Origin of the sequence: Peribacillus sp. FSL K6-1552 (genome assembly GCF_038005205.1) — a bacterium.
In the GTDB taxonomy this organism is placed as follows: Bacteria; Bacillota; Bacilli; order Bacillales; family DSM-1321; genus Peribacillus; species Peribacillus butanolivorans.
The window spans coordinates 4,446,174-4,469,621 of the sequence record NZ_JBBOST010000001.1; the positions used below are offsets into that span (position 1 = coordinate 4,446,174).

The 23,448-nt window shown below is 39.9% G+C and carries 23 protein-coding genes; 3 read left to right on the top strand and 20 right to left on the bottom strand.

Annotated elements, in window-relative coordinates; all coding sequences use genetic code 11:
* Positions 1-2: 2 nt before the first annotated feature.
* The 6 genes from NST21_RS21390 to NST21_RS21415 all read right to left on the bottom strand — a co-directional run bounded on the left by NST21_RS21390 (position 3) and on the right by NST21_RS21415 (position 7,482).
* Positions 3-1,178 (bottom strand): thiolase family protein, encoded by a 1,176-nt coding sequence (locus NST21_RS21390; RefSeq protein ID WP_340891079.1) that lies wholly within the window; start codon positions 1,176-1,178, stop codon positions 3-5.
* Complete coding sequence (locus tag NST21_RS21395; RefSeq protein ID WP_340891082.1) at positions 1,175-2,671, bottom strand: AMP-binding protein; 1,497 nt, start codon at positions 2,669-2,671, stop codon at positions 1,175-1,177. Before NST21_RS21395 ends, NST21_RS21390 begins: the two co-directional genes overlap by 4 nt.
* 70 nt (positions 2,672-2,741) lie before the next feature.
* Complete coding sequence (locus tag NST21_RS21400; RefSeq protein ID WP_056529505.1) at positions 2,742-3,305, bottom strand: biotin transporter BioY; 564 nt, start codon at positions 3,303-3,305, stop codon at positions 2,742-2,744.
* 394 nt (positions 3,306-3,699) lie between these two features.
* Entirely contained in the window at positions 3,700-4,551 is an 852-nt protein-coding gene (gene dat, locus NST21_RS21405) for a D-amino-acid transaminase (RefSeq protein WP_340891084.1), read from the bottom strand.
* Positions 4,552-4,576: 25 nt separating this feature from the next.
* Positions 4,577-5,989 carry a dipeptidase PepV gene (gene pepV, locus NST21_RS21410; protein WP_340891086.1) on the bottom strand — a complete coding sequence of 471 codons (1,413 nt, stop codon included), beginning with the start codon at positions 5,987-5,989 and terminating at the stop codon, positions 4,577-4,579.
* 152 nt (positions 5,990-6,141) lie between these two features.
* Entirely contained in the window at positions 6,142-7,482 is a 1,341-nt protein-coding gene (locus tag NST21_RS21415) for an MATE family efflux transporter (protein WP_340892596.1), read from the bottom strand.
* A 559-nt stretch (positions 7,483-8,041) separates the two neighbouring features.
* On the opposite strand from NST21_RS21415, the gene NST21_RS21420 reads away from it, so the two are divergent.
* Positions 8,042-8,776, top strand: a complete 735-nt coding sequence (locus NST21_RS21420; RefSeq protein ID WP_053347355.1) for an SDR family NAD(P)-dependent oxidoreductase — start codon at positions 8,042-8,044, stop codon at positions 8,774-8,776.
* Between the two features lie 111 nt (positions 8,777-8,887).
* Here NST21_RS21420 and NST21_RS21425 read toward each other — a convergent pair whose 3' ends face one another.
* Positions 8,888-9,373, bottom strand: a complete 486-nt coding sequence (locus NST21_RS21425; protein ID WP_340891089.1) for a DedA family protein — start codon at positions 9,371-9,373, stop codon at positions 8,888-8,890.
* 223 nt (positions 9,374-9,596) lie between these two features.
* Between NST21_RS21425 and NST21_RS21430 the strand changes: the two genes are divergently transcribed.
* Positions 9,597-10,277: a VOC family protein gene (locus NST21_RS21430; RefSeq protein ID WP_340891092.1), complete on the top strand. Its 681-nt coding sequence runs from the start codon at positions 9,597-9,599 to the stop codon at positions 10,275-10,277.
* 46 nt (positions 10,278-10,323) lie between these two features.
* Here NST21_RS21430 and lepB read toward each other — a convergent pair whose 3' ends face one another.
* The 11 genes from lepB to NST21_RS21480 all read right to left on the bottom strand — a co-directional run bounded on the left by lepB (position 10,324) and on the right by NST21_RS21480 (position 20,222).
* Positions 10,324-10,902 carry a signal peptidase I gene (gene lepB, locus NST21_RS21435; RefSeq protein ID WP_445670557.1) on the bottom strand — a complete coding sequence of 193 codons (579 nt, stop codon included), beginning with the start codon at positions 10,900-10,902 and terminating at the stop codon, positions 10,324-10,326.
* 64 nt (positions 10,903-10,966) lie between these two features.
* A complete protein-coding gene (locus NST21_RS21440; RefSeq protein ID WP_053347359.1) occupies positions 10,967-11,350 on the bottom strand; it encodes a DnaJ family domain-containing protein in 384 nt (127 codons plus the stop codon).
* A gap of 209 nt (positions 11,351-11,559) precedes the next feature.
* Entirely contained in the window at positions 11,560-13,452 is a 1,893-nt protein-coding gene (locus NST21_RS21445; protein WP_340891093.1) for an immunoglobulin-like domain-containing protein, read from the bottom strand.
* A gap of 268 nt (positions 13,453-13,720) precedes the next feature.
* Positions 13,721-14,131 (bottom strand): DUF4064 domain-containing protein, encoded by a 411-nt coding sequence (locus NST21_RS21450; protein WP_340891094.1) that lies wholly within the window; start codon positions 14,129-14,131, stop codon positions 13,721-13,723.
* 388 nt (positions 14,132-14,519) lie between these two features.
* Positions 14,520-14,693 (bottom strand): hypothetical protein, encoded by a 174-nt coding sequence (locus NST21_RS21455; protein WP_340891097.1) that lies wholly within the window; start codon positions 14,691-14,693, stop codon positions 14,520-14,522.
* A gap of 36 nt (positions 14,694-14,729) precedes the next feature.
* Positions 14,730-14,870 carry a DUF3953 domain-containing protein gene (locus tag NST21_RS28940; RefSeq protein ID WP_445670558.1) on the bottom strand — a complete coding sequence of 47 codons (141 nt, stop codon included), beginning with the start codon at positions 14,868-14,870 and terminating at the stop codon, positions 14,730-14,732.
* Between the two features lie 68 nt (positions 14,871-14,938).
* Positions 14,939-16,144 (bottom strand): IS200/IS605 family element RNA-guided endonuclease TnpB, encoded by a 1,206-nt coding sequence (tnpB, locus tag NST21_RS21460; protein WP_340891098.1) that lies wholly within the window; start codon positions 16,142-16,144, stop codon positions 14,939-14,941.
* Between the two features lie 330 nt (positions 16,145-16,474).
* Positions 16,475-17,935, bottom strand: coding sequence for a uroporphyrinogen-III C-methyltransferase (cobA, locus tag NST21_RS21465; RefSeq protein ID WP_340891099.1), 1,461 nt, complete (start codon positions 17,933-17,935; stop codon positions 16,475-16,477).
* 18 nt (positions 17,936-17,953) lie between these two features.
* Positions 17,954-18,769, bottom strand: a complete 816-nt coding sequence (locus NST21_RS21470; RefSeq protein ID WP_340891100.1) for a uroporphyrinogen-III synthase — start codon at positions 18,767-18,769, stop codon at positions 17,954-17,956.
* Positions 18,770-18,982: 213 nt separating this feature from the next.
* Positions 18,983-19,693: a DsbA family oxidoreductase gene (locus tag NST21_RS21475; protein ID WP_056529537.1), complete on the bottom strand. Its 711-nt coding sequence runs from the start codon at positions 19,691-19,693 to the stop codon at positions 18,983-18,985.
* Positions 19,694-19,766: 73 nt separating this feature from the next.
* Positions 19,767-20,222 (bottom strand): RrF2 family transcriptional regulator, encoded by a 456-nt coding sequence (locus NST21_RS21480; protein WP_201186266.1) that lies wholly within the window; start codon positions 20,220-20,222, stop codon positions 19,767-19,769.
* Positions 20,223-20,399: 177 nt separating this feature from the next.
* On the opposite strand from NST21_RS21480, the gene NST21_RS21485 reads away from it, so the two are divergent.
* Positions 20,400-21,305: an EamA family transporter gene (locus NST21_RS21485; protein WP_340891102.1), complete on the top strand. Its 906-nt coding sequence runs from the start codon at positions 20,400-20,402 to the stop codon at positions 21,303-21,305.
* Positions 21,306-21,524: 219 nt separating this feature from the next.
* Here the strand turns inward: NST21_RS21485 and NST21_RS21490 are convergent, their stop codons facing one another.
* Entirely contained in the window at positions 21,525-21,968 is a 444-nt protein-coding gene (locus NST21_RS21490; protein ID WP_340891104.1) for a ferritin-like domain-containing protein, read from the bottom strand.
* A gap of 70 nt (positions 21,969-22,038) precedes the next feature.
* On the bottom strand, positions 22,039-23,316 hold the full coding sequence (locus NST21_RS21495) for a histidine--tRNA ligase (protein ID WP_340891105.1): 1,278 nt from the start codon (positions 23,314-23,316) through the stop codon (positions 22,039-22,041).
* Positions 23,317-23,448 lie beyond the last annotated feature (132 nt).

A 23,448-nucleotide genomic window follows, 5' to 3' on the forward strand; every position in this document is an offset into this window, starting at 1 on the left:
CTTCACTCCTTCGAAAATCGTTCAACTAATGTGGCTAGCCCAAGTCCTCCCCCAATGCCAAGGGTTGCAAGTCCTCTCATAAATGGCTGCCGTTTCATCTCTGCACAGAGTCTGGTCATTAAAATAGCTCCTGATGCTCCATATGGATGGCCAATGGCAATGGCACCACCACCACGATTGACCTTTAATTGCGGAATGCCTAGACTTTGAATGGATGCTAATACTTGAGAGGCGAATGCTTCATTAAACTCAACTATATCGATATCATCGGCTGTTAGGTCATTCCTTGCAAGGAGTTGATTGACGGCAGATACTGGACCTATGCCCAAATAATTTGGGTCTACACCAACTGCTTGCGCATCAATAAATTTCATTAGTGGCTGCAGTCCTAGTTCCTCGCATTTTTCTAAAGACATTATTAATACAAGCGCTGCACCATCGTTGATAGGACATGCATTTCCTGCTGTTACAACACCATCATTTTTAAATACAGGCAATAACTGCTGTAACTTTTCAAAGCTCGTATTGGCTCGTGGACATTCATCTTCACTAATAATGATTGAATCTTTACCATACTGAACCGTGATCGGTACTATTTCATCGGTGAATCGTCCTTCACGTTGAGATTTTACAGCCTTTTCATGGCTGCCTAGCGCAAATAAATCTTGTGCTTTGCGAGAAATCCCATATTTCTCTGCAACATTTTCAGCCGCAATACCCATATCTGGATCGCCTATACTGTCTGGTGAAAAACGAGCACGCATATAAATTTCCGGCGGTTGATAGGAATAAAGCGAGGTTGGCTTTTTCATTCGCCAAGGTGCTCGACTAGTGCTTTCAACTCCACCTGCTAAATAAATATGACCTGCTCCGCTTTGAATCATACGGGCAGCCTGGTTCACTGCTTCTAACCCAGATCCACATTGACGGTCGACAGTCACACCAGGTACCGTGTAGGGTAAACCTGCTGTTAATAAAGCATTACGTGCAATATTTCCACCAGGTCCCACTGTATTACCAATGATCACATCATCAATCTCTGTAGCCGGAATATTATTTTCATGGATAAGGTGTTTTATGAGTGGTGTTAGTAAATCCTCTGGTTCTAGATTTTTGAATACACCACCTAATTTTCCTATAGGTGTCCTTTTCGCTTCTACAATAACAACTTCTCTCATCGGCACACCTCTATCATTTGTTGTTTTACAAGGTTACGCGCAATTTTCCCGCTACTTGTATAAGGAAATGCTGTGACTTCGATTAGTTCTTGCGGGGTTTTGTAGGATGCCAGATACTTCCGGCAATGGCTTTTTACTTCTTGTAAGTTGAGTGTGTATCCCTGTTTCCACTGTACAAGTACGATGACCTTTTCACCCCAGTAAGCATCAGGTAAACTTGTCACCATTACTGCTTCAATTTCCGGTAATTGCATCAATACCCGTTCAATTTCTTCCGGAAATATGTTCAGACCCCCACTTACAATCATGTTTTTTGCCCGACCTTCTATGTAAAGATAACCCTCTTCATCCCGCCTTGCGTAATCACCTAACTTTAACCAATTGTCTTTCAAAACATTATTTGTTTCATCCTCTTGCTGAAAATAACCCGAAAATATCATCTCACTTGAAACAAATAACTGACCCACTTCCCCTGTCTTCACTTCCTTGCCATCCATATCTCTAATTGAAATTTTCACTTGCGGAAATGGCTTACCGACTGTATCTGGCTTTAAACTATTATTTTGAGGCGTTAAATAGGAAATATAACTGGCCTCTGAAGAACCATAAAATTCATAAATATCCAGATTCGGAAATACCTCCATTACCCCTTCTTTAGAGGCTGCTGACCATTTTGCTCCTGAAGAAATAACCGCTTTTGGCACATAATACGGATGCGGAGTCCTCACTGCGTAATCCATTATTGCTTGAATCATAGTCGGGACAAGGAAAATAGTTGTCTCTTCTACTTGCTGACAAACTTTCAGTACATCAGCTGGTGTAAATTTACGAATAATATGAAAAGTCGCACCTATAAACAATGTTTGGATTGCTGCAAATAATGACAATGAATGGACAAGAGGTCCCGGCGCTAATATATGGTCAAAGAACTTGAGATTAAATACCTTATTCGTTGAATAAAAGCTTTCTAGCCAAGATAAATGTGTACGAATATACCCTTTTGGTGTACCTGTTGTTCCTGATGTAAAACCTAAAAATAAAACTTCATTTATCAATGGGGTTATAGGTTCTTCCACTGCATTAGAAGCAAGCCAGTTTGAAAAATCGTCCTCCGTGCCATCTGGCTCAACTATTATAGTTGGAATACCTTCCTCTTCCACTTTATCCGCTAAACTTCCTTCGATAAACAACAAAGCAGGCTCACATTTTGTCAATACGTATCGAATTTCAGATGCACTCCATTTCGGATCAAGTGGTACAGGTATCAAACCAGCTTTGACTACTCCAACGAAGATTTGAATGAATTCAACACAATTAGACATTAATATGGCTATATTCGATTTTGATGAATGTTCCACATTCGACAAGCCATTTGCAATTTGATTCATCGAGTCAACTAAAGCACTGTATGTTAGTTGTCGAATTCCAAGCTGCACTGCCACTTTTTCAGGACAGATGTCTTTGTACATCGTTATTTGGTCAGTTATATTCATGTTATTATTACCTTTCATTCACATTATGCAATCCAAATAAAGAAGAAAACCGTCCCACCATTTGTTGTCATTATTCCTCTTCTGCTGCTGCCAGTCGTTCTTGAATTGGACTCACTGATTTTAATTGCACAGCAATTATCGCTGCAATGAATGCTTTAATTAAATCCCCTGGTAAAAACGCAATACTCGCCATTAAACCTGCCCATACCGATGTATTTGTAATAAGAGCCATAATAGGTGCACCAATTAAGTTAATCAAAAGCACCCCGCCAAATATGTTAACGATAACGACTTTCCATGTTTTGACGTTGGACCAGACTTTTTCAGTGAAGTAACCGATGATAAAAGCAGCTAGCGGCCAACTCCAAATATACCCTGCTGAAGGCCCCACCAATACAGCAAGTCCACCACGGCCACCTGTTAATAACGGCGCACCAATTGCAACCAATACTATAAAAACTATTAAACTCAATCCGCCCATTTTTCTACCTAAAAAGCATCCCGCAAGCATAACGCCTAATGTTTGTGCAGTAATTGGTACCGGTATGAATCCTAAAGGAATTGGAGGGATTAGCCCTAAAACTCCGATTAATGCTGCAAACAATGCTGAATAAACCATTTCTTTGGTTGTCATATAATTTCCCTCTCCATTTGCACTATACAAATTAAATCATTTCAATTTTGCATAGTAACCATTATAAAAATATTAAATTCCTAAACATTCTAAATAGATTGAATTTTTTTATACATACATTTGATTAAGGTTTAGACCGGTCGACCTCCATGCCTTGTTTAAATAATAATAGTAGAAAAGATTTTTGTAAACCACATTTTTTTTCAGTTAACACATATTATATATCTCAGCTTTTTAACTATCAGATTGGAATACAAAAAAATCACAAAAGGTTTTAATCGTTTTAAAATGCTTGAATTCCGAAAGCGAATAAGAGGAAAACGAATGGGGATATAAGAGCTTGAAATGTAAAACCCCCCTTGCCGCGTGGCAGGGGGGCACTTATTAATTCTCTTTAAACGGCACCGCATTGTCTCTCAATTTCTTCAGAAAACAGTTTTTGCAGACTTTTGGTAATCGGTCCTGGTTCTCCATTAGCAATCGGTTGTCCATCGATGTTAATAATCGGTGTCACTTCTACACTTGTACTCGTGTAGAGGACCTCATCAGCTGCCATCATTTCCTCGACTGTGAAGGCTTCTTCGACATAGGGAATATCATTATCGGCACATAGTTTTAGCATCACCTGACGGGTAATCCCATTCAGAATCAAGTTGGTGGCCGGATGCGTTTTCAATGTCCCATTCACCATGATAGCGACGTTAGATGAACTTCCTTCCGTTACCGTCCCATCACGATGCTGAATTGCTTCGTCACAGCTAGCTTCCACTGCTTGTTGCTTAGCCAATATGTTACCTAGTAGATTCAAGCTTTTAATATTACAGCGCAACCAGCGGATGTCGTCGGTCGTCACGGCCTTGACCCCAGGCTTCACTTTTCCTGTATAGGGCATTTCTTTCGTATAGGCGACAAAGACCGGCTCCACCTCATTAATTGGAAAAGCGTGAGTGCGCGAGCACACTCCCCTCGTCAATTGCATGTAGACAATCCCGTTCCGTAGTTTATCTTCAGCGATTAGTTCTTTAACTCGAGCTTCGATTTCCGCTACAGTTAAAGGGACCTTCAGCTGAATCATTTTTGCACTGTCCATTAGACGGTTTACATGCATATTACTCGCAAATACTTCGCCGTTATAAACTCGAATGACTTCATATATCCCGTCACCAAATTGATAACCTCGGTCCTCAATATCAACCTTTACGTCCGACCTTGTTTTAAGTTCGCCGTTATAAATGATTTTTCCCATGTCTTTCTTTCTCCCTCTCAGCCTCTTATTTAGCTAATTCATGAATGGCACGTGCATAAATTGCCGTTGCCTTAAGCATATCTTCAATAACAATATATTCATCCTTTTGATGCGCAATATCTTCACTGCCTGGGAATAGAGGCCCGAATGCGACGCCTTCCTTCAATGAACGGGCATATGTGCCACCGCCAATTGAAAGGAGCTCTGCTTTATCACCGGTCTCTGCTTCATACACTTGCTGCAGCGTCTTAATCAGGAAACTTTCGCTGTTCACATAGTGAGGCGTTGAATGCGAATTTGACTTCACACGCAAATTATATGCTGCAAGTCTTTCTTCTAATGCCGCTTTTTGCTGTTCCCATTCAAATGTTACCGGGTAGCGCATACTGAAGCCAATGGAACTGTCACCCTGTTTGGAATAGTTGAATACTCCGGCATTAACCGTCAATTCACCTGTTTGCTCATCTGTGTAAGCCACACCTAAATTATTTCCACGGGAATCTTCAAACAAATAATTCTTAATGAAAGTAAAGTAGGATTTCGCATGCGGATCAAGTGTTAGGTCTGCTAAAAATACAGCTAGATGCATACCTGCATTGACTCCATTTTTCGGCTCCATTGCATGAGCTGAAACGCCGTTCAGTTCTAGAAGCACTTGATTTTTTTGTGGTACGGCTTGCCCCTTCAACGAATATTTTTGAAGATAATTTTGATAGTTTGTCACAACTTCAGCGGGATTTACAGCTTCCACTGTGGCCGTTGCGAAATCTGGTACCATATTCGTTCTTCGGCCTGATGAAAATTCAATAACATTCACTTCGGAGTTCGTTCCATTGCCTGCATCGGCTGGATGTATAACTGAGAAATCCCAGATTCCCTTTTCCGCACTGATGATTGGGAAGTCAGCATCTGGCGCAAAGCCCATCGATGGCATTTCTTCCACTTCAAAATAACGGCCAACACAGCGCCAATTTGATTCCTCATCCGTTCCGATAATCATCCGCACACGTTTGTTCAAAGGCTTACCAATCTCCCTGACAAGCTTCATCGCATGATAGGCAGCCATCGTCGGCCCTTTATCATCGATTGCCCCACGAGCATAAATACGACCATTACGGATTTCAGCGCCAAACGGATCCGAACTCCAGCCATCTCCTTCAGGAACAACATCGACATGACATAAAATACCGATCAACTCCTCGCCTTCACCCATTTCAATATGGCCGGCGACATTATCGACATTCTTCACAGTAAAACCGTCTTTTTCGGCTAACTGAAGCATGTAATCAAGCGCTTCCTTTACCCCTTTACCAAATGGAGCCTCTTCTGTCGGATGTTCTTCATCCAGTACGCTTTTTATTTTTAATAAATTTTGCGTATCCAGTAGTATGTCCATTTTCCGTTTCTCAACTTCTTCACGCCAATTCATTTCACTCAAAATACGACAACTCCTCTTTTATATATATTTTTTATTTTATCACTTTTATTATCTGATTCGCCAAGCGTTGATACCTTTTTTAAGTATTCCCGTTTTATCACTAACGTCAAACTACTGTCAAAATGACCGTTGCAACTAAAAAACACCCTCTCTCAATTATAAGAGGGTGCCTTCACTAAACTCTCTTCGTCCATTAAAATCATTATTTTTCTGTTTAACCTCGGGATGTATAACGCTAAAAATAAGGAACGACCTAAACTGAATACAAGAAAGGCAAGCCATAATCCATGATTGCCATGTTGCGGGACGGCCAAAAACTGGACAAACAGAAAGGCCAGCAGCGCAAGAAGCATGGAGTTCCGTACAGGAACAGCTTCAGTAGCACCCGTAAACACTCCATAGAAAATGAGTCCGATAAAGGCTGTGAATGGGAATATGACTATCCAAAGTCCGTATACATGGGTCAGTTCAATGACCCCTGAGATATTCGTGAAGAGCAGAATAATTTTATCGCTAAATAACCAGTATAAAACAGCAAGTATGAGAGAGGCATACAGGCCCCATTGCGCTGAAAGAGCTAGCGTTTTTTTATAAAGGTGTACATCTCTCGAACCAATGGCTTTCCCAATCAGAAGACTCGATGCATTTGCAAAACCATCAAAGCAATATGCCATCAGATAGTGAATTTGAATGAGTACAGCATTGGCTGCCAAAGTCTCTGTCCCAAAAGTGGCTCCTTTGGCCGTGAAAAGATTAAAAACCGTAATCAAACAAATTGTCCTGATAAATAAATCCCTGTTCACCACCATCATTTTTTTCAAGGAAGTATAATCGAATCCCGCTCGTAAAGAAAAGGTTTCAGGTATGGAAACTACCTTCCTAATCACCAACAAACCAACGAAGAAAGCTGCAATCTCTGAAATCAATGAAGCCGTAGCGACTCCTGTTACAGACCAGGAAAACCTATTTACAAAAAGCAAGCACAGGACAATATTGATCAGGTTCATGAAAACTTGAATGAACAGAGATGTTTTTATGCGGGATTTTCCAATTAACCAGCCTAGAATGACATAGTTCATTAACGCAAAAGGCGCACCCCAGATCCGAATACTGAAATAGTCAGATGCAAAGGCGGCAACATCCGACTCCGGCGTGATTGCAGCTAAGGAAACATTTAAAATGGGCTTCTGAATTACGATAAAAAGAAGACCGATAATTGCCGCTATCATAAAAGGACGAATCAAGGCCATCAGGCTTTGTGTCTCATCCCTAGCCCCCTCTGCTTGTGCAGCGAAGGCAGATGTACTAACTCGCAGAAAACCAAAAAGCCAATACATCGTATTAAAAATAATGGTTCCAACAGCTACCCCGCCGATATAAGCAGGATCACTCAACTTTCCAACCACAGCCGTATCAACCGCCCCAAGCAAAGGCGTACTCATTGTCGAAATCGTAAGAGGAATGGCCAAGGATAGATACATTCTGTGATTCATCAATAGATTACCTCCTTTTTACATAAAAGACTTCTCAAACGCCTGAAAAACAAGAAATGGAATGAGGTTATAAATTTTTGTATTGAAAGTACAAAAAGTTTGCAGTATTCGATTTTAATCACTAGAATTGAACATATGGTACTCATCAACAAAAGTTGCTAGGAATTATATAGTGCTTTTCTCAAACGAGGACCATGATAACGTGCGAAAGGATCTACAAGGTTGCTGGTGAGTATTATCAAATAGAACGGTTAAGCTATTTTTGTATATTGACAATTTACGTAATCAAAATTTGAATTTTAAAAGGTTGACAACGCTTTCAACTATACCTGTATGTTTTGTTTTTGAACCAGGGAGTGGGAAGTCTATTTAAATATATCAACTTTCCCAGATTTACAACATCTTTTTTCCCAGCAAGAAAAAGGCAATGTGTAAACGGAAAAATAAAATGCTTGACGGATTCATAAAGGAGTAATAATATTGCTCGTTGATCATACAACTTTTGCACTATACGTGGTCATATTGTCCAGCTTTTAAAAATCTATTAGGAGTGATTATGATGGGAAGATTAACTAATAAAGTGGCACTTATTACTGGAGGAGCATCCGGTATGGGTAGAGAAATGGTAGACCTATTCACAAAAGAAGGAGCTCAAGTTATTGCTGCTGACATCAATGAAAAAGCTGTTGCAAAAGTGAACGAGCTAGATAATGTCTATGGTACACTTCTTGATGTATCTTCTGACGAAAGCTGGAAAAAAATGATGGATACTGTTATTGAGAAATTTGGTAGAGTTGACATCCTAGTCAACAATGCTGGAATCTCAACAGAAAAACAAATTAATGATACAACATTGGCTGATTGGCAACTAATGTTAAGTGTTAACGGATTTGGACCTTTCCTTGGTATGAAACATGTTGTTCCTTACATGGTTGAAGAAGGAAAAGGCGCTGTTGTAAATATTTCTTCCTTTACAGCTCAAATCGGTATGGGTTTAAACGCTTATTCAGCTTCTAAAGGTGCTGTTCGGGCTATTTCTAAGGCTGCTGCAACACAATATGGCCGCATGGGCGTCCGTGTTAATGCCATATTCCCTGGTATTATCGAAACACCAATGACACAAAAATTAGAAGAGTCAAAAGAACTTGTGAACCAAATGGTTAAAGCGACTCCATTACAACGTTTAGGTCAACCAGCTGATATTGCAAATGCAGTGCTTTACCTAGCATCTGATGAAGCTTCATACGTTACTGGTGCTGAGCTAGTTATCGACGGCGGATATTCTGCTCAATAATAAAAGTTAACAATAGACAACCCCGTTTCTGAAATTCAAAAACGGGGTTTTTTTGTTTCATTATTTTAAAACTCGGGCCCACTTAAGGAAGTCAGTTCTCCCCCAAATAATTTAAGTTAAGACACCAATAAAATAGCCAAAAGCTGTAAATACCAAACACCAGCTGAAAGCTCCTGCACCTGCGAAAATAATATATTTTCGTTTCCCCATCCCGTTCATCCCAGAAAAATAACTGGCGAAGTGGCGGACACCTGGGATGAAATATGCAATAATAATGGTCCACGGACCGTATTTATTGAACCATTTCTCCAGCTTTTCCAGCCTTGTCGGAGTCATCTTAATCCACTTGCCGTGCTTTCTCAAAAAAGGCTTGCCTACCTTTTTACCAATAAAGTAACTGACCAGCATTCCAGAAATCGACCCAAGAAAACTGACGAGGAATGCCCCTTGGACATTTAAAACAGCAATGGACGACAAATAGCCGACAAAAGTCATCATAAACTCATCAGGTACCGGCAAACCAATAATTCCGAGGGCCAGCAGTCCATATATCGCAAAATAACCATAGTTTGATATTAAATCTTTTACCATGTCCATCTCTAGTACTCCATCTCAGACACCCTTTTAATAAAGTAATCCAATTTCTGATACGGGCCTGGTTAACGTGATTACTTCTTTATAATAGGATAACCTAATTTAACCCATATAAGTTGGTTTTAATGAAAAAAGAAAAAAAAAGAGAATACACAAACTCCAAATTGGTTTATTAAGGAAGATTTAAATTACAATGATAGAAACTGAATGTAGAAAGGTGATAAATATGCTGATTAAAAAAGTGAGTCTTATTGCGAGTGACATTGCTGAAATGAAGAAATTTTATGTTGAATTGCTAAATGCCAAATTGCTAGACGAGAGTCATCATGGCTTTACTATAAAAGCAGGGGCAAGTGAATTGGTTTTTACAGAAACAAAAAACGGAAGTAAACCCTTTTATCATTTTGCCTTCAATATCCCGTCCAATCAATTTCAAGAAGCGAAGCAGTGGATCAAAGCACGGACTTCTTTAAATACGGAAGATGGCGATGATGAAGTTTACTTCAGCCACCTCAATGCACACTCGCTATATTTCACCGATCCGACCGGCAATATTGTAGAGTTTATTGCCAGGCATTCAATTGCACCAGAATGTGAAGTGCCTTTCTCAATGGATTCTTTATTAAACATTGGTGAGATTAATTTAACAACTACCAAAATCGATACGATCGGCCAGCAACTAATCGACTTTGGTATTTCCCCCCGGGATAACGGCACTTTGAATCCTAATGGCATTTCTTTCATGGGCAGCAATGGTGTGTTCATTTTATTAAGCAAACCGGGACGGCGCTGGTTCTTTTCAGACCGGGCTGCAGAGATTCACCCATTAACAATCGAAGTAGATCCTGGGAAAACGATTCATCAAGATGAAAATGGGAACATTCGGTTCATCTCTTCACCGATATAAGTTTTTCCAACAATAAAGCGGACTCGACAATCGAGTCCGCTTCCTTTTATTTTACAATTTTTATTTCCTTGATCGGCCAATACACTAGATTCGCTTTGCCGACAATTTCGTCGACGGAAATCGTGCCGATTTCACGGCTATCCAAACTATTTTGGCGATTGTCCCCCATAAGGAACAGCTGATCATCTGGCACTGTCATGCTGCCGGTTATATCCTCGAGCTTGAAAGAATCGGTCAGCGGCACTCCTGCCATCTGATTCTTATATTTGTCTAGGTAGGGTTCTTCATATGCTTTTCCATTAATATAAAGCGTATCATCTTTATATTCTATATGGTCACCTGGCAGACCGATAACCCGTTTTATATAATCTTTATCTACCGTTGCATGAAAAACAACAATATCAAACCTGTCAATACTATCGATGTTTGTTCCAAACTTATTAAGTACAATTCGTTCGTGGTCTTGTAGAGTTGGCATCATTGACTCTCCATCTACGACAATAGGTGCAAAAATATATGTTCGAATTAGAAAGGCCAGAATGACTGCAATCCCGATCGCTTTTATCCATGAAAAAACTTCTTTTCTTTTTTCCAAACGAAGTCCCACTCTCTGTTTTTTATTCATGCCATTATATCATAATCCATTCATAATCACGTCATACAAATACCCACATTTTGCACTTTATCTATCACTTCCATTTTTCATACTGAACTTCGATGCTTCCCCACTCGATTTCCCGACGTTGCATTTGTGTCGGACAAATACCATTATATGTACGTACTTTCTCATTAATTTCTTCAATTCGTTTGGTTAATTCTGATTCAGATGAATTCATTTTTTTTAATCGAACCACGTCAGATAGCTCTCCCCGGATTTCTTTTTGCCATTTAATCCAAAGCGGAAGGAAACCGGCGTCTTTGGCCTTCGTTAAGAAATTATCATACATATTTCCCGATAATGCCGACTTCGGAAGCGGTTTTCCAAAGCCAGGATTATTCTTCAGACCGCCGTCCTTTTCATAGTCCCGAAATATCTGATCCATCCAATTAACATGACCCTCTTCTTTGCCCATTACACTATCTCCCCCAGACAACTTTGATATTACATCTATTTACAATTATAACATTTAAATCAATATTTGCTCATATACACCAACCAATAACTTCATTTATTAAGCTCTTTCTACTATTATAATTACATTGTTCTGCCGAAAACATTCCAGCATGCATCCGCATTCAAGCAAAAAGGAATTCCAATATTCCGGAATCCCCTTTTTTCTATCTATTTAACTGTGATTTTCCTTTTTACTAATGCGTTGTTTTTGGACTTATCCGTAACCGTATAAGTCAATGTATAGGTACCCTTTTTCTTGGTATTTACGGTCCCTGTGATTTTGATCTTACTTGTTAAACTGCCATCCAAATTATCTTTCGCCGTTACCCCTGATTTAGGGTTAAATTCCGAGTTATAGCTAATGGTTTTATCTTTGGCTCCGGAAATGACTGGCTTGGTGCTATCTATGGTGATCTTTCTCGTAACAGTTGTAACATTCTTCGATTGATCAGTGACTGTATACTTTAATGTATACGTTCCTTTTTTCTTTGTATTTACCGTACCCGTTACCTTGATTTTACTAGTCAAACTGCCATCCAAATTATCTTTCGCAGTTACTCCTGATTTAGAATTAAAAGCTGAGTTATAGACAACGGTTTTACTTTTGGCGCCGGAAATGACTGGCTTGGTGCTATCTATGGTGATCTTTCTTGTAACTGTCGTAACATTTTTTGATTGATCAGTGACTGTATACTTTAATGTATACGTTCCTTTTTTCTTTGTATTTACCGTACCCGTTACCTTGATTTTACTAGTCAAACTGCCGTCTGCATTATCATTAGCACTCACGTTTGTTTTTGGATTAAATGAAGAATTAAGTCTGATTGTTTTGTTCGCGGCACCTGAAATCACTGGCTTAACATGATCATATACTGTTATTTTCCTAGTAACTTTTGCGACATTTCCAGCTTTGTCAGCTACAGTATATGTTAAATTGTAAGTTCCAATTTTCTTAGTATTTACAGTACCTTCAACACGTATGGCGCTTGTTAAATCACCATCAGATTCATCCTTAGCTTTTACGCTCGATTTAGCGTTAAAAGTTGAGTTGAACGGAATGGATTTACTGGTTGCACCTGAAATGACAGGTTTAACCGTATCCTTAATTGGCACACCAGGACTTGATTGTTTCTTCGCAATGTAAGCTGATGAAACATAGCCCTTCACCTTTTGATCTTCAGTTTGTACGGGGTACCAGACAAATTTATTAATCTTAGAACTGTCATAGACAAAATCCCCGCTGATGACCAAGTTTGTACCGTTTGGCACGGTATTGGAACCTGACGAAGTATTTGCTTCTTTCCGTATTCTCACATCTAGTGTCGTCACCACTTTGTCTCCTGCCTTGAACCAATAAGCAGAGTCATGTGTTTGATCAGTCAGTATGTATCCCAACTCTTTAAATACTATATTTTCAGTGCTTTCACGATCATATTGAAAGTCGGATGTCCTGAATGGATATTTTGCTAGTTTTGTATCATTCAAATAACTTTGTTTTTCTATCTCAGCAAAAACCTCTTCTTGATATGCATTCGTATTTATTTTCCCAGTTTCCTGGTAAAGAGGACTGTTCACAGGTTTTGTCCCATTGTATGCCATGACAGGGAAATACCAATTTTCAATAACTTTACGCCCTGCACCTTTGATTTTCGGCAAATCTTTTCTTGAATACATACTGCTCAGGACCTCGACGCCAGCTTCGATATTATAAACTATATCATTTTCCAACTTTTTCTGGTCATACCCACCTTTATCGGTAAGCTGCATAAGACCGATACCGCCATCGTCGGATTTAATAGGTTTGCCAGCATCATTAAATTGCCTCCATTCCCCGTTTTCCTGCGTAGCCACGGCTTTTACCACTTCAGGGGGGATTTCAGCTTTTAATGCTGAGTTAGTGAGTAAGCAGTTAATCTGTGGATAGGAAGGATTTACATTCGGTTGAATCTCACCAAATGATGAGCATGCATTGGTTAATTCAGACGCTGCAAAAGCCTGTCCATTGAACAAACTGAATGTTAAACAGGTTACTATTCCAGCCTTTACTAAAGGTAACTTCATGAATCAAACTCCAGTCTATTTATATTTAAATTTATAATAATTCTAACATGATAATCTAGTAATTGTAACGACTGCTGGAATAAAATTGGTTTTTTGAAATGAAATTCCTAAAAAGGATAAACAATTTGTTTATTACCTAGAACAAAAGAAGCTGACTCACATTATCGAGTCAGCTTCTTTCTTTTCCAATCACAAGAATATGTATTTATTATGGTTAAAATTTCCCCTATCTTATGGTTAGATTTTTCGGCGCTATGTGGCTATTCTATTATACAATCACATCTACCGGTTCTCTCGGTTTCCGCACCAGACACATGATACCCGGCACGATGAAGAAGATAAGGGGCCATACATGAAAGATGGTCAGAATGCCTGTAATGATGAATAAGATTCCGGCTGCCTTCACTTTGCCGCTTTTTACTAGAAAGATAGCAATCAGGCCGCCAGCCAATGCAAAAAACAAGGATATAATCCCAGCCCATAATAAGCCAATAAAAAACTTGATTGACATATCCATATCAGACGTTGAAAACTCTGACTCTGTCATTAATGAGTAGTCTACTATTTCTGTTACATCGATACTGTTGATATAAACCGCTGCTATAATCGTCACGATTAATGAAATCGCAGCGATACTCACGCCAATAATACTTAATACAAATTCCCATGTCCGTTTCAATTCATTCGCCTCCCTAGAAAAGTTACTTATATATAATACCCAATCTGGGAAGGAATAAAAGACTTTTCTTAAACATCCTCAGGCTTTTTTTAAGAGTATAAACACGGCTCTGCTATTCTATTATTATTTTTTCTTCACTTCATCAATAAGGCTAATAAGACAAATGCATAATAAAATTAATCCGATAAACGTACCATTGGAACTTGGTTCTTCACCAAAAAATACAGGTGATATGAAAAAATTTAATATAAATATGATTATTGCGAGACTAACTAATACTCTATTAATGAAAAACACCCACCCTTCCATAAGACTAGTTCCGAAGCTACAGGATTGAATTGAAGAAGACTCATAAAGGCAATAAAAAAACGACTCAGATATAGAGCCGTTAATCATCCTTCTTTTTTAACTGTTTGTTTAATTTATCTACTTTATTTTCTAAATGATGCATTTTTGTCATGTGTTTTATAAAGAAACGGAAAACCTTCACAACCATTACGACTAAAAGTACAAGAAGAGCGAGGTAAAATAATTGCCATAATATATCACCAATATTATACATAATATCACCACCTGAAATTAAATGATTAACAATCGTTTAGTTACAAAAACCTTGTAAAGAAACTAAAAGGACAAATAAAGCCACTAAGATACAAACATACCCTCGAACTTTTCGGTCATTCCGAAGTTTTTCTATTCCCACAAACAACACAAGAGCTCCTATTGAACTACCCACCACTTATCGACCTTACGGTCTGATTGAAGTGGGGGATTCCTAAGAACATTAGCCTATCGGCCAATTTTTAATTAGGCTACTCCCGTAGTTCCTACGGTTAGAAGCCTTATGGCTTCATTCATTAGATTGAGTCCTGCGTTAATATCTCGATCGTGGTGAGTAGAACAAAAAGGACAATCCCATTCACGAAGATTCAGATGTTTAACGTCTTTATTTTGGTAACCGCAGCTAGAACACAATTGGCTAGAAGCAAACGTTTTAGATACGGTCACGATTTGTTTACCATACCATTTTGCTTTGTATTCCAACATTTTTTTGAATTGGTACCAAGATACTTCACTAATAGCTTTAGCTAGTTTGTGATTTTTCATCATATTCGACACTTGCAAGTCTTCCATTCCAATAACATCGTGGTTTTTGATGATTTCGGTAGAAACTTTATGTAAGTAATCCATTCGGGCATTTGAAATTTTTTCGTGTAGGATAGCCACTTTTCGTTTTTGTTTTTGATAGTTTTTGGCTTCAGCCAATGGTTTATTTTGATTCAAGGCTATTTCTTGTCGCCTTGAAAGAATCCGTTGTGCTTTGGCCAATTTCTTTTCGACCGTCCGGAAGAATTTTGGGTTTTGATAGACCGTACCATCTGAAAGAATAGCAAAGTTCTTCAAACCAACATCTACACCGCACGAACGATTCGTTTTAGGAAGTACTTGTACATGGGTTTCGGCTAAAACGGAAATGAAATATTTACCCGAAGGGTTCCGCCTGATTGTGGCATTGATGATTCGCCCTTCGACTTCGCGGCTTTTAGCAAAACGAACTAGACCGAGTTTTGGCAATTTGATTTTGTTTCCAATTATTCCGATATTTCCATTCGTATGTTTAGTCGTGTAGGACTGGATAGGATTCTTTTTCGATTTGAAGCGTGGTGATTTGTTTTGCTTTTTATAATATCGACTATAAGAATCTGCTAAATTTTCCACCGATTTCTGTAAGGCAATACTGTCTGCTTCTTTCAGGAAAGAATACTCTTTCTTTAAAGCTGGAAGTTCTTTGATTGTTGCGTATTTATTCAGAAAAGAACCCTTCCATTCATTAGAGGGTAATTGGCCGTTCTGTTTCATTTCTTCACAGATATACCAGTAGGCATCTTTCTCCTTTTGTTTGCCTAAAAAGAAGTTATAGACAAAACGGGAGCAGCCGATCGTTTTATTGATTAGAACTAGTTGTTCTTTAGTTGGATAGATTCGAAATTTATAAGCTTTGTTTACGACCATTGGTTTCACCCCCTTATAGTTATTATTAATCACCGAACATACGTTTGTCAAAAGATTACTTTGGCTTATGCCAACCGCCATTCATCTCCCCCTTACCGTTGGGCTCTCGCCCTTCTCACGCTTGAAGAGGGAGTCTTCTGACGGGAAATGATAAAAATAAGGTGTATGAAGAGTAGTCTACATTCCTAGTGATCAAACTATAAGATGATAGGGCTATTATACTAAACACCAACGAAATTTGAACCTTTATCAGCAACAAATCCCCTCCAAAGAAAAAGCATATCATTTATCACCATTCTTTTGGCTGGAAAATGGAAAAAAGGCTCTGTATCAGAGCCTAAAAACATTCCTATTCACAATCAAAGCCACCAAATGCTCGACAGACGGTTCATGCGGCATCATATCCGGCGTAAACCCAAAGTCTTTAAGTTTCCTGCCGGTACTTTTCCCGATTACCCCGATGGTAGCTTGAGTTAACATCCCGCTAACATCAACGCCTGCCTTGTCCCCATAATCCATCAGCATATCCACTGAATGCTGATTAGAAAAAAGAACCGTATCAACAGCATTTTCTTCTAGCATTCTCGGAAGAATTTCAAGAAATCTTTCATCCACATATTTTTCGATAGATTGAAAATAGTCATCGTCCCCATAATTTGGATCCAAGTGTTCCTTTTTCCGATCTCCTATAATCAACAGAGTTCCGTCTTCCGTCATCTCTGATTTGAGAGCTGCAATTAACCCGCGTTGCTGTAAGACTTTCTTCGATTTCCTCGATACCACATAAAGCTTGGCCGAAATTTGGCGGAAGTCTATAGCATATTCTGTGAGTAAATCTAAAAACCCATGAACACTCTCTGGTGAGGTAAAGAGCATCCGATCATACAAAAGGAAAGATAGCAGCTGACTTTTTTTAGCTTTTACTTTTGTCGTAATCCATTTAGGAAACTCGATGACATCGCCCCCAAGTTCATAAAGGTTCTCCGCCAAGGAACTTTTTGTCGTTCCCGTTCGAGCTACTAAAAACTGTTGCCCATATAGTGGTTTCTTTTCAAACCATTGCAGCCTTTTTCTTAGTAAAATGATATCCCCGACCAAGGTGATAGCCGGGTTCTGAAGCGACTTTTCACTCACCATTTCCACTATATTGGCCAAGGTCCCCTCCACCGTTTCTTGTCTTCCATAGGTGCCCCATTGAATGACGAGTACCGGCGTGTTCTTTGATTTTCCATGACTGATCAAGTTTTCACAGATATTCGGAAGGTTGGCTACTCCCATATAAAATGCAACGGTATCTACACTATGTACAAGCCCAGTCCAATCTATTTCCTGTTTGGTACGTTCATGGCCTGTCACCATCGCAAAGGAACGTCCATAATCCCGATGTGTCACGGGGACGCCTGCATACATGGAAGCGGCAATGCTCGACGTAACTCCTGGAATGATTTCAAATGGAATGTCTTTTTCTTTCAACGATTCCGCTTCCTCCCCAACTCTTCCGAAAACGGCAGGATCGCCGCCTTTCAAACGGACGACATTGTGTCCTGCCAGAGCTTTGGAAACGAGCAGCTCATTGATTATCTCTTGCCTTATACCCTTTGTATAAGGCGTCTTTCCACAATACATCAATTCACAATGAGGAGGGGCAGCTTCCAAAAGCTTCGGATTGAGCAACCGGTCATATAAAATTACATCCGCTTTTTCAATCGCTCTTTGCCCTTTGACGGTAATCAGACCTTCATCGCCTGGACCTGCCCCCACAAAATAGACTATCCCCTTGGCCTTGGTCATCACTTCACCTCTATCTTCTTACTTACTTGAAATGGCATGATAATATTTCACCAGTTCGATTAATGCACTACCCATTCTTTGATCTTCTGGATAAATGACCCGTTTGATTCCTTCATCGATTACGACCTGCGCCGTTACTTTTCCAACTGCAAGAGCAATCACATCGGATTTAAACCAGTCGATTATTTTATCTTCCACACCTTGTTCACGGGCAAATTTCATCAAATTACGAGGCTGCGGTGCGCTCGTGAACACGACAGAATCTATTTTCCCTCCAAGAATTTCTTCGATCAGCTGCTGCATCGTTTCTGTTTCCGGCGGAATATGTTCGTATGGAAGAATTTCTTTATGCTCTACCTTTTGTTCATCCAACCAATTCATTAAAAGAGGTGCCGGGTCCCCGTGCAGTTGCAATGCGACCTTTACATCTCCAAACAAATGGCCCTCTAGATTGCGAACGAGCCCTGCCGTACTTCCATCATCGTCACGGATTAATGGCTGCAGGCCTAGTTTTTTCAGCATATTCGCCGTTTTATAACCCCTAGCTGCGATTTTCATAGACTGCAAAGCTTCTATAAAACGAGCCTCCGCTTCCATCTTCACAGCGGTTTTATATAGAAGTTCCGTTCCCACTCCCGTCGTGAGAATGATCCAATCAAACTCTCCTGCAATTAAACGGGTGACATCCTCCTCTAGATGAGAATCATCAAGGAAGACCGTCCCCTGTGCTGGACGAACTAGCGGTACGCCCCCAAGATTATGAACAATTTTACTTATTTCTTCCGTTTTCCTCGCTCCCAATAGAGCAATGGTTCTGCCATTAAGCTTACTCATTCATAACCCTCCATATGTATATTCAATTTTGAAACCTCTTAGCTATCTCACCTATTATACAAATTTTCAGTCTATGAAACTATAGAAAACAAAAGACTCTTCATTATCTTTCCATAATTAGATACACAATCCCATCAATCCAAGGTCTTAACATTCATTTTGAAAGAAGTAAAAAAGAGACCCTGATTTCGGGTCTCTGTCTTCATATCTGCTTTATTTTTCCGGTACGTTACAAGAACCGTCCGTACAAGCTTCACCTGTTGCTGGATCATTCACCATTTGAAGCGGATTTTCCTCAGCCCATACCTTTTTCAGCGTATCCAGGAACGCCTCTGTTGGCTGAGCTCCTGAGATGCCATACTTGCGATTAATGACGAAGAATGGGACACCTGTAATTCCAAGCAGGCTTCCTTCTTGCTCGTTCCCTCTAACCTCCGCCGTGAATGCAGTGCCTGCTAGCATGGTTTCTGCCTCAGACTTTTCAAGGCCGGCCTCTTCAGCCAAACTAGCCAATGTAGCATGATCACCAATATGTTTGCCTTCCGTAAAGTATGCTTTAAAAAGGCGTTCATTCATTTCATTATCTTTACCTTTTGATTCAGCAAAATGCATCAAGCGGTGAGCATCAAACGAATTCGTTAAGACCACTTTGTCAAAATGATAATCGAGTCCCAATTCTTTAGCCTGTTGGGTCAGATTTTGGCTGCTCGCTTCTACTTCCGCTTGCGACATGCCATATTTCTTCGCAAGCATTTCATTCGAGGTCATCTTAATATCACGTTCAGCCTCCGGGTTCAACTCAAAACTGCGGAACGAAACCTCTACCTGATCTTTATTTTCAAATTGGCTCAAGGCCTCCTCGAACCGACGCTTTCCTATATAACAAAACGGACATTGATAATCCGACCAAATTTCTACCTTCATGTAAAAACCCCCTTCATTTAATGCAATCACATTAAGCACATTATATAATCTTGGGTATCCTCTTGCAAGGATATTACCCTAGACACTCTTTTTCAAAATTGGCAAAGTCGACTTTTTTCATAAACTCTTCTAACGTATACCCCTTTAATAGGCGCAATGTTTCCTGTTCTGCTTCATTCATGATTTCTTCCAAAGCCGTATCCAACTGCTTCCCAACTTCGCCGCATTCACTCGTTTCCATACAAACAAGACATTCTGGGCGTACGGCTTGATACACATCCGCTAAAGTCAGCTGAGAGGCAGGCACTTTCAAACTATATCCACCATCGCGCCCTTCCTTTGTTTCGACAATCCCTGCAACAGCAAGCTGAGCCATCACTCGGCGTAAAAACGTCGCATGTGAATTCACCTTTGAAGCTATCGCTGAACTCGTCAAAAGCTTTCCGCTTTGAGCAAGCCAAACCAGTGAGTGAATGGCAATAGCAAATCGCGGCGGCCCAATTTGATTATTTCGATTACCTGAAGACATGCTTATCCCCCCTTACAAATCCTATCTCCACTTTTTACATGATATATGTAAGGCCATTATACTATGTTCCGTTCTTCCGAACAAATGACCCCAGCCTCTTTCCTATTTGATAAAGGGAGCATTATTGATATACTTTTATAGTCTGAATTTTAAATCTTTAATGACAGGAGAACGTTCATGAATGGTAAATACCCATATTTACTCGTCATACTTGGCGCTATGCTTTGGGGAACAACCGGAACAGCTCAATCTTTCGCCCCTGATGGCGCCCACCCAATTGCGATTGGTTCCGTCCGCCTGGCTGTTGGTGGTACTGCCTTATTGCTCATTGCAATCTGGCAAAAAAAAATAACGCTACACAATTGGCCAATAAAAGAAACCATTTTGGCGACGCTAGGTATGGCCTGTTATCAACCGCTATTTTTCACAGCTGTCAGCATGACCGGAATCGCCATCGGAACCATTATTACACTTAGCAGCGCCCCTATTATCGCCGGCTTCCTTGAATGGCTATTTGGTAAAAAACGTCCGTCACCGAGATGGTGGATGGCAACAGGTTTATCAATTGCCGGATGTTTGCTTCTTTTTTCCAATCAAGGTTCTGTTACCATTGATCCAGTAGGTGCCTTGCTTGCGCTTGGTGCAGGGGCTTCCTTTACAGTATACACACTGGTAAGTAAAAAGATTTTGGATAAACAGCCTCCAGAAGCAACCGCTGCGGTCATCTTTTGTTTCAGCGCCCTGCTTTTGGCACCTATGTTATTTTTATTTGATATCAGCTGGATAGGAACCACAAACGGGTTGGCCGTCAGCCTCCATCTTGGTCTTCTCGCTACCGCAGTTGCCTACTTACTTTTTAATAAAGGGCTTTTATCTGTTCCATCATCAACAGCCGTTTCTCTGTCACTCGCTGAGCCGCTGACAGCCGCGCTTCTAGGCGTATTCCTCATCGGAGAGAGCTTGACTCTAATGTCTTGGTTTGGTGTTGGACTACTCTTATGCGGGATAATTTCACTGACGATTTCGCCAAAAGCGTCAAAGAGTCCTGCTATTATGAACCATAAGTTGTCTGCAAAAAAGTGACGCTTTTACAGAGTTGGATTTTGCAGCAATAAATAAGCTAGGATTTTTCCTAGCTTATTTTTTTGTATGATCGCAGCATAAGCTGTAAATGGATTAATTCGACCTTCAAAAAGATAATTCGTCCGTTGGGCAGGATAATTCGTCCTTCACGCAAATAATTCGTCCCTCAAAAGGATAATTCGTCCTTCATGCAAATAATTCGACCCTCATACGAATTAATCATCCTTTTAAGCCGACTAAGTAATATAAAAACCACACGGCATGATTTTGCTCATCGGCGGCAGCACGATTGAATGCCTTGCTTACGGATCGATCAGCCACACCATCTGCCACTTCTCTATAAAAATCTACGGTTTCCTGCTCATCCTGGAACGCAAATTCCACCCCGTCTCTATAGGACTCAGGGCACGATTCCGTCACTTTAGGCTGTGGCTGCACCCCCGTCAAGCTGGTATAAATCTGAGCAAATCTCTGAAAATGCTTGACCTCATCTTCCCTAATTTCCATAATCCGCTTCCGCTGCTTCTCATCCGGTGCTAATTCAGCTAATTTCTCGTAACACTGGATGGCGCTGTACTCGCCATTTATCGCCTTTTCAAGCTGACGGACTAATTTATTCTGCTGTCTACTCCAATCATCTTCATACGTTTCGTACCCATACATGTATAAAAACCTCCCTGTTCCTTTTCCCATTATGTTATGAAAAAACTGAGAAACATGTCATTGTAAGTTGTCAAAACATAAATGGAAGTGATGCCTCTTCCCCGGTTTTCAAATCCTTTATTTTAATGATGTTCGCATTCACCTCATTTTCACCGATTATTATGACAGCCTGAATCCCTTCTTTGTTTGCCCTATCCAAGGCCTTGCTTATCTTTTTGCTTGATAATTCGACTTCCACTTTATATCCCTTTTGGCGGTATTCTTTGGCAACACCTAATGCTTCTTTTTCCATACCAATTGGAATAATATAGTAGTCAAGATTAGAAACATTTTTTGTTTGGTTTCTACCTTTTATAGCAGTTAAAATCACATCCAGACCAAAAGAAATGCCCACAGTCGAGACTTTATCATTGGTACCTGCAAGCCCTCCGATTGCATTGTCATATCTTCCTCCACTTCCAATACTCGACTTTAATTCGCCGTCTGCCAGAAAAATTTCATATACCGTTCCAGTGTATATCTCAAGTCCTCTAGCTAAAAACGGATTAAAGATGCAGACATCCTCAAGTTGTAAGTATTTCAATAACCCTTTTAACTCCGATAATTCCTTTACTCCTTCTTGGAGTAGAATATTATCTGTCGCCAAGCCTTTGAAGAAATTCAAGTCGATTGTTTCCCCTTCATTTAGCCAACTTCTAATTGCATTGATCGTTTCAACTGCCACTTGTTTTCTCTCTAACTCTTTTGAAACACCCTCTATCGATATTTTTTCAAGTTTATCCAAAGTTAGTGTCACATCAGCTATTTCAGACTTAGGGACACCCAGTACTTCAAGCATACCCGCTAATAGCTTCCGGTTGTTATATTGAATACGCACATCTAAACCCAACTTCTGAAAGGCCTCAATCGCCATCATCATTAGCTCTGCCTCCGCCGCCTGTGATTCCACGCCAACTATATCAACATCGCATTGGGTGAACTCACGAAACCTCCCTGCCTTAATTGGTCCATCACGAAACACTTTTCCGATTTCATACCGCTTAAACGGCTTCCTTATTCCTGGGTTCATTGCGACGACCTTTGCAAAAGGAATGGTTAAGTCATAACGAAGGGCTAATTCCCGTTTGCCCTGATCAGTCAGTGTGTACATTTCTTTTAATATTTCCGCTCCTCCTCCATATTTCGAAGCAAGTAATTCTGTATAATTCAAAATTGGTGTTTCAATTGACTGACAGCCATAAAGAAGGAAAACATCCTCTAAAGTCCTTTTAACCTGATTACGAATTGCCTCATCTTGTGGTAAATAATCCTGTGTACCTTTTACATTTTGATAAGCCATCTTCTTCATTAAAACTCCTCCTTTTGTTAGAAAAAATAAAAAACCGCATCTGATTAACTTACTAATCAAATACGGTTCATGATAAATAGCTTTCCTATTCACGATTTTTCAGCAATCGGATAGCAAAGCTACTGTGTATGA